Here is a 6,757-nt window from a genome sequence, read left to right as displayed (position 1 = left end):
ATCCACAACTCGGTCACGCGCACGGTGCTGAAGCCCACGCATATGATCGGCGGCTATGCGCAGTTGAGCTACGGGTTCAACTACTACGGCACGGTCGGTGCAAACCGCGACGAATTCGTGATCGTTCGAAAGATGGACAAGGTGGATTGGCTCGACAATCCGGCCAAGGTGGAGGCCGCAGAATGAAAGTCCGCGCACAAATCGGTATGGTGTTGAACCTCGACAAATGCATCGGGTGCCACACCTGTTCAGTAACCTGCAAGAACGTCTGGACCAGCCGCGACGGCGTTGAATACGCTTGGTTCAACAACGTCGAAACCAAGCCCGGCATCGGCTACCCGAAAGACTGGGAAAACCAGAAACGCTGGAACGGCGGTTGGGAGCGCACCAGGGCGGGCAAGATCCGCCCCAAGCAGGGCGCGAAATGGCGCATCCTTGCCAATATCTTCGGCAACCCCGACCTGCCCGAGATCGACGATTACTATGAGCCCTTCGATTTTGACTATGACCATCTGAAATCCGCACCCGCAATGGAGGCATTTCCAACCGCGCGCCCGCGCTCAAAAATCTCGGGCGAGCGGATGGAAAAGATCGAATGGGGCCCGAACTGGGAAGAAATCCTTGGTGGCGAGTTTGCCAAACGGTCCAAGGACTACAACTTCGAAGGCATCCAGAAAGAGATGTACGGGCAGTATGAACAAACGTTCATGATGTATCTGCCGCGCCTGTGCGAGCACTGCCTGAACCCGTCTTGCGTGTCGGCCTGCCCGTCAGGTGCGATCTACAAGCGCGAGGAAGACGGCGTCGTGCTGATCGATCAGGAAAAATGCCGGGGCTGGCGGATGTGCGTTTCGGCCTGCCCTTACAAGAAGGTCTATTACAATTGGTCCACCGGCAAATCGGAAAAGTGCACGCTGTGTTACCCGCGCCTTGAAAGCGGGTTGCCGACGGTGTGTTCGGAAACCTGCGTCGGGCGTATCCGCTACATTGGCGTGATGCTTTATGACGCCGACAAGATCGCCGAGGCGGCTTCGGTGGAAAGCGACAAACAGCTTTACGACGCGCAGCTAGACGTGTTCCTCGACCCCAATGACCCTGCGGTGATAGCCGCCGCGCGCGCCGAGGGCGTGCCCGAAGACTGGATCGAGGGCGCGCGCAATTCGCCAATCTGGAAAATGGCGATGGAGTGGAAGATCGCGTTTCCGCTGCACCCAGAATACCGCACGCTGCCGATGGTCTGGTACATCCCGCCGCTGTCGCCCATTCAGAACGCCGCCGAGGCGGGCCAGATTGCGGCGCAAGACGGTATGCCCGATGTGAAGAGCCTGCGTATTCCGGTGCAATACCTTGCCAACCTGCTGACGGCTGGTGACGAGGCGCCAGTTGTCTCGGCACTCGAACGGATGCTGGCGATGCGCGCTTATATGCGTTCGAAAACCGTCGACGGGGTCATCAACCTTGGCGTGGCCAAACGTGTCGGCCTTTCCACGCAGCAGATCGACGAGATGTATCAGCTGATGGCGATTGCCAATTACGAAGATCGCTTCGTGATCCCGACGACGCACCGCGAGGTGGTCGAGGATGCCTATGACCTGCGCTCGGGTTGCGGCTTTACCGATGGCAATGGCTGCTCGTCAGGCGTGTCACAAGGCAAGCTTTTTGGCAGCCGAAAATTCGTCACACCAAAGGAGGGGTGGCAATGATTGGCACCTTCAAGGCGCTCTCGGCGCTGCTGAGCTATCCCAGCGCCGAGTTGCAGGACGCGATGGACGAAATACGGGCAGTTCTGGTTGACGAGGCGGTTTTGCCGCCTGCCCGGATCAACGCGATCGAGCCGTTGATGCAATGGCTGCAAACGGGCGACCTTTATGAGCTGCGGGAAACCTATGTGCAGCTTTTCGACCGCTCGCGCACGTTGTCGTTGAACCTTTTCGAGCATGTTCACGGCGATAGCCGCGATCGCGGCGGCGCAATGGTCAATCTGCTTGAAACCTATCGCACCGGGGGCTTTGATCTGGTCGGGCCGGAACTGCCGGACCATTTGCCGGTCTTGCTAGAGTTCAACGCCACGCAGCCCCTAGAGGCGGCGCTAGAGATTCTGGCCGACGCGGGGCAGATACTTGCGGTTCTGGCCGAGCGGTTGACCCGGCGCGACACGCCCTATGCGGCTGTTCTGGCAGGTTTGGCCGAACTGGCAAAAGGTGCCGTGACGGACGATGTGGCAGCCGGCCTTCTGGCCGAGCCCGACGACGACCCCAACGATCTGGCCGCGCTCGATGCCGTGTGGGAAGAGGCGCAGGTAACATTCGCGCCCGACCCGAATGCCGGGTGCCCGGTTTCACGCGACATTCTTGCCAAGATGGATGTTCCCTTTTCCCCGGCTCGCGCCGGGACAGCCCAATAGAGGAGGCCCGCCATGCACGGCTTTATCTTCGGCATCTACCCCTACATCGCGCTGAGCGTGCTTTTGATCGGGTCGATCGCGCGCTATGAACGCGATCCCTTCACGTGGAAATCGTCATCGTCGCAGCTGCTGCGGCGCAAGCAGCTGATCGTTGGTTCAGTGCTGTTCCACGTCGGCGTGCTGACCATTTTCGTGGGCCACCTTGTGGGCCTTCTGACACCGCTGTGGGTGGTTGAGGCCCTGCATATCAGCCACGAACTAAAGCAGATCACCGCCGTTGTGGTGGGCGGCGTGGCCGGGGTGGCGGCGCTGATCGGGGGCATCATGCTGATCTGGCGGCGGCTGGCCGACCCGCGCATCCGGGCAAGCTCTTCCACCATGGATATCATCATCCTGTCGCTATTGCTGTTGCAGCTTTGCCTTGGGCTGTTGACCATCACCGTGTCGCTGCAACATCTCGATGGCGGCGAAATGGTCAAGTTCATGCTCTGGGCGCAGGCGATCTTTACCTTCGACGCCAATGCGGCCAGCTACGTAGAAGATGCGCCGCTGCTGTTCGAGCTGCACATCGTCACTGGCCTGACAATCTTTCTGCTGTTCCCGTTCAGCCGCCTTGTGCACATGCTTTCGGTTCCGCTGCGCTATCTGTGGCGGCCCGGCTTTCAGATCGTGCGCAGCCGCAAAGGCGCCAAGAACCACCCGGCGGAGTGACCGATATGCAGCCACTGCTTTCAACCGTCACCGTCAATGGCGAAGTGATCTCGCCTGAAGCGATCGCCGCCGAGGCACAAAATCACCCCGCGCCCAAGGCCAAGCCGGGCATTGCGTGGATGGCCGCGGCGCGCGCGCTGGCGGTGCGCGCGCTGCTGTTGCAAGAGGCGCATCGGCGCGGGCTGACCCCTGCCCCGCATGAGGTTGCCGAGGACCGTGTAGAGACCGAGGATGAGGCGTTGATCCGGCAATTGCTGGATCTGGCGCTCGACCCTGCCGCACCGACCGAGGCAGACCTGCGCGCCGCCTATGCCGCAGCCCCCGAACGCTGGCGGGCACCCACGCTTTACGAGGCCGCGCATATCCTTTTGCCTGTGCAGCCGGGAGATGCTGAAAGCCTAGCCGCAGCCCGCGCGCAGGCCGAGGCGCTATTGGCAGAAATCCATCGCAATCCGCGCGCATTCGAGGATATCGCGCGCCGCTATAGCGCCTGCTCCTCGCGCGAGGCGGGCGGGCGGCTGGGGCAGCTTGCCTCGGGCGACACGGTGCCCGAGTTCGAAGCGGCGATGGACGCGTTGGACGAGGGCGCGCTTTGCGCCGCCCCGGTGCAAAGCCGCTACGGGCTGCACATCATCCGGCTTGATGCGCGCGCCACGGGGGCAGTGCTGCCCTTCGAGGCGGTGGCACCCCGCATAACCGAGTTGCTTGAAAAGGCGGCATGGGCGCGGGCGGCCCGTGACTTTGTTGCAAACCTCGCACGAGACGCGCAGGTTACTGGCGTCAACCTGCGGGCGGCGTGACCTGTCTGGCCTTGCCGACCGGATCAACGAAAGGACATACGCCATGGATATCGCCGCGGTTTCATCGACGGAACGTGGTCGGACCGACAAGGTTCTGGCCGATGTTGCGCAAGCGCTGCTTGGCAAGGGGCTTCGGTTGGCGGGCCTTGTGCAGACCAATATCGAACGGCCTGGGCACCGGCATTGCGATATGGAGGTAAAGGTGCTGCCAGACGGCCCGGTTCTGCGCATCAACCAGCAACTGGGCGAAGGCGCGCACGGGTGTCGGCTTGACACCGGCGCGCTCGAAAACGCGGTCGCGGGGGTTGAGGCGATGTTCGCGCAAGAGATCGACCTTCTCATCGTTAACAAGTTCGGCAAGCACGAGGCCGAAGGGCGCGGTTTTCGCAACCTGATCGCCGAGGCGCTTTCGCGCGATATTCCGGTGGTGGTCGGGGTCAATACGCTTAACGAAGACGCCTTTACCGCGTTTGTTGACGATAGCGCAGAGCGTCTTGCCGCCGACAGCGCCGAGATTCAGCGCTGGTGCCTGTCGCGCCTGTCCTGCGACGCGGCATGATGGCCACCCGCAGGATGCGCAGACCGATCACCCCGAAATGAGCCGGAAGAGCGACAGATGATCGAGTTCGAAGGCGGTATGATCCAGATCAGCGCCGAAGAGGTGGCCCGCGGGCTGGGCATGACGCCCGCAGATGTGATGCTGGGCATCCGGCAGGGGCAGATTACCAGTATCTGCGAAGCAGGTGTTGGCGAGGATGCGGGCCGACATCGGCTGACCTTCTTTTCACCCACGCGACGATTGCGGTTGACGGTCAATTCGCACGGGAAGGTGATCCGGCAGTCCTGCGCAAACATCCGCCGGAAAAAGGGCGGGTCGCCGCCAGCCGATGCGCCGCGCGGCCGTGATGCGGCGCAAGCAAACGGGGTGGATCAATGACGGGCGAACCCAGCAGCGGAAGCTATGCTTCGCCACCCTGCTTTCTGCACGAGTTGGACCCTTCGCAAGGCGGCATAGCGGGCGAACCCGACCCGGTGCAGGCGCGCGACGTGGCGCGCTGGCGCAAGGCCGAACGGGTGCGCCTGCTGGCCGCGCGCGCCGCTTTGCCCGTGGCCGCGCGCGAAGCGGCAGCGGCAGACATCGGCAAGCATCTCGACAGCGTTCTGGGTGATGTCGCTGGCAAGGTCATTTCGGGTTACTGGCCGATCAAGGCCGAACTGGACCTGAGACCATGGCTTTTGTCGCAACGCCAGCGCGGGGCGGTCGTGGTTTTGCCAGTCGTCACACAAAAGGCGACGCCCCTGCAATTTCGAGAGTGGGGGCGCGACGCACGCATGGAGCGCGGCTTTTGGAACATTCTGGTTCCGGCCGAGGGCGCGTGGCTTACGCCCGATATCGTGATTGCGCCCGTGGTCGGGTTTGACGCGGCCTGCTATCGCCTTGGCTATGGCGGTGGCTACTTTGACCGCACGCTGGCGGCGCTGGGCGGGGCCTCAGCGCCTTACGGCATCGGTCTTGCCGATAGCCGGGTCGCCACGATTTTCCCGCAACCGCACGACATCGCCATGCGCGGCGTTGTCACCGAAAACGGCATGACAGAACCGGAGAGCAGATAATGGCAAGTTCATCAATTCAGTTGCGTGCATGGAAGGGCCCTGCCCTGCTTTCCGGCGGGTTTCGCCCGATGTTTCTGATGGCGGGGCTTTGGGCGAGCCTTGCGATGATCGTGTGGATCTTCATGCTTGCAGGGGTGTTCAATCTGCCAACCCGGTTTGACCCGATCGCATGGCACGCGCATGAGTTTCTGTGGGGGTATCTGAGCGCGGTCGTCGCCGGGTTCCTGCTGACTGCGGTGCCCAACTGGACCGGGCGGTTACCGATCGTCGGCTGGCCCTTGGCGGGGCTGGCGGCGCTTTGGCTGCTGGGGCGCTTGGTAGTAACGGTTTCGGCGACAATGCCGCCGCTGCTGGTGGCGCTGTGCGATATGGCGTTTCAGGGCGCGCTCTTGCTGGCGCTGATGCGCGAAATCGTGGCGGGGAAAAACTGGCGCAACCTCAAGGTGGTGGCATTGGTGGCGCTGATGCTGTTCCTCAATGGGCTTTTCCACTGGCAGGCGGCGCAGGGGCAAAATGTGGCCGACGGGATTGCCACACGCGGCGGGCTGGCGGCTGCGATCGTGATGATCGCGCTGATCGGCGGGAGGGTTATCCCGAGCTTTACGCGCAACTGGCTTGCGCGGTCGGGTCCGGGCCGCTTGCCAACCGCGCCTGCGCGGGGCGACGACGTAGTTTCGGGCATTACGTTGGTGGCGCTGGCAAGTTGGGTGATCTGGCCCGACGCCGTGGCAAGCGGCGCGCTTGCGCTGGTGGCGGGTGCGGCCAATCTGTGGCGGCTGTCGCGTTGGACCTGGTATCGCACGCTCAGCGAGCCGCTGCTCTGGGTGCTGCATCTGGGGTTTCTGTTCGTGCCGGTCGGCTTTTTGCTGGTGGGTGGTGCTGTGCTGGCACCGGGCGTGTTTCCGGTATTTGGCTCGTTGCACGCGTGGCTTGCCGGGGCCATCGGCATCATGACGCTGGCGATGATGACGCGCGTTTCCTTGGGCCACAGTGGCAGGGCGCTGCAATCTGACTGGGCGATGACGACGATCTACTACCTTGCCGCCACCGCAGCCATCGCGCGGATTCTGGCAGGGTTCCTGCCCGGATTGAGCTGGATGATAGATCTTGCCGGAACCGCGTGGATTCTGGCATTTGCGCTTTACGTCATCCGCTTTGCGCCGGTGCTGAGCAGCCCACGCGTTGTGACGCCAAGACCCGGACGCCCCTGATACGCAGAGGGGCAGGT

The 6,757-nt window shown here is 62.7% G+C and carries 9 protein-coding genes; all 9 read left to right on the top strand.

Features of this window, described 5'->3' with window-relative positions; all coding sequences use genetic code 11:
- A partial coding sequence (locus ABY403_RS11770; RefSeq protein ID WP_372841009.1) for a hypothetical protein occupies positions 1-186 on the top strand: 186 nt, incomplete at its 5' end.
- Positions 183-1,703, top strand: a complete 1,521-nt coding sequence (narH, locus tag ABY403_RS11765; protein WP_372841008.1) for a nitrate reductase subunit beta — start codon at positions 183-185, stop codon at positions 1,701-1,703. The genes ABY403_RS11770 and narH, both read left to right, overlap by 4 nt.
- Positions 1,700-2,404 (top strand): nitrate reductase molybdenum cofactor assembly chaperone, encoded by a 705-nt coding sequence (gene narJ, locus ABY403_RS11760; RefSeq protein ID WP_372841007.1) that lies wholly within the window; start codon positions 1,700-1,702, stop codon positions 2,402-2,404. Before narH ends, narJ begins: the two co-directional genes overlap by 4 nt.
- A 12-nt stretch (positions 2,405-2,416) precedes the next feature.
- On the top strand, positions 2,417-3,115 hold the full coding sequence (narI, locus tag ABY403_RS11755; RefSeq protein ID WP_372841006.1) for a respiratory nitrate reductase subunit gamma: 699 nt from the start codon (positions 2,417-2,419) through the stop codon (positions 3,113-3,115).
- A 5-nt stretch (positions 3,116-3,120) separates the two neighbouring features.
- Positions 3,121-3,915, top strand: coding sequence for a peptidylprolyl isomerase (locus ABY403_RS11750; protein WP_372841005.1), 795 nt, complete (start codon positions 3,121-3,123; stop codon positions 3,913-3,915).
- Positions 3,916-3,958: 43 nt separating this feature from the next.
- The gene (locus ABY403_RS11745) at positions 3,959-4,474 is read left to right on the top strand and encodes a DUF2478 domain-containing protein (protein ID WP_372841004.1); all 516 of its coding nucleotides are present in this window, start codon (positions 3,959-3,961) and stop codon (positions 4,472-4,474) included.
- A 57-nt stretch (positions 4,475-4,531) separates the two neighbouring features.
- Positions 4,532-4,852: a DUF6522 family protein gene (locus tag ABY403_RS11740; RefSeq protein WP_372841003.1), complete on the top strand. Its 321-nt coding sequence runs from the start codon at positions 4,532-4,534 to the stop codon at positions 4,850-4,852.
- A complete protein-coding gene (locus tag ABY403_RS11735) occupies positions 4,849-5,529 on the top strand; it encodes a 5-formyltetrahydrofolate cyclo-ligase (RefSeq protein WP_372841002.1) in 681 nt (226 codons plus the stop codon). Before ABY403_RS11740 ends, ABY403_RS11735 begins: the two co-directional genes overlap by 4 nt.
- Positions 5,529-6,740: an NnrS family protein gene (locus tag ABY403_RS11730; RefSeq protein WP_372841001.1), complete on the top strand. Its 1,212-nt coding sequence runs from the start codon at positions 5,529-5,531 to the stop codon at positions 6,738-6,740. Before ABY403_RS11735 ends, ABY403_RS11730 begins: the two co-directional genes overlap by 1 nt.
- Positions 6,741-6,757 lie beyond the last annotated feature (17 nt).

Source organism: Phaeovulum sp. (genome assembly GCF_041596715.1).
GTDB lineage: Bacteria > Pseudomonadota > Alphaproteobacteria > Rhodobacterales > Rhodobacteraceae > UBA6213.
Note: the sequence above shows the minus strand (reverse complement) of the source record. Positions and strands in the feature narration are given on the sequence as shown.

Excerpts from the sequence above, each read along its gene's own strand:
- narH (WP_372841008.1), top strand. The coding sequence starts at position 183 with ATGAAAGTCCGCGCACAAATCGGTATGGTGTTGAACCTCGACAAATGC.
- narJ (WP_372841007.1), top strand. The coding sequence starts at position 1,700 with ATGATTGGCACCTTCAAGGCGCTCTCGGCGCTGCTGAGCTATCCCAGC.
- narI (WP_372841006.1), top strand. The coding sequence starts at position 2,417 with ATGCACGGCTTTATCTTCGGCATCTACCCCTACATCGCGCTGAGCGTG.
- ABY403_RS11750 (WP_372841005.1), top strand. The coding sequence starts at position 3,121 with ATGCAGCCACTGCTTTCAACCGTCACCGTCAATGGCGAAGTGATCTCG.
- ABY403_RS11745 (WP_372841004.1), top strand. The coding sequence starts at position 3,959 with ATGGATATCGCCGCGGTTTCATCGACGGAACGTGGTCGGACCGACAAG.
- ABY403_RS11740 (WP_372841003.1), top strand. The coding sequence starts at position 4,532 with ATGATCGAGTTCGAAGGCGGTATGATCCAGATCAGCGCCGAAGAGGTG.
- ABY403_RS11735 (WP_372841002.1), top strand. The coding sequence starts at position 4,849 with ATGACGGGCGAACCCAGCAGCGGAAGCTATGCTTCGCCACCCTGCTTT.
- ABY403_RS11730 (WP_372841001.1), top strand. The coding sequence starts at position 5,529 with ATGGCAAGTTCATCAATTCAGTTGCGTGCATGGAAGGGCCCTGCCCTG.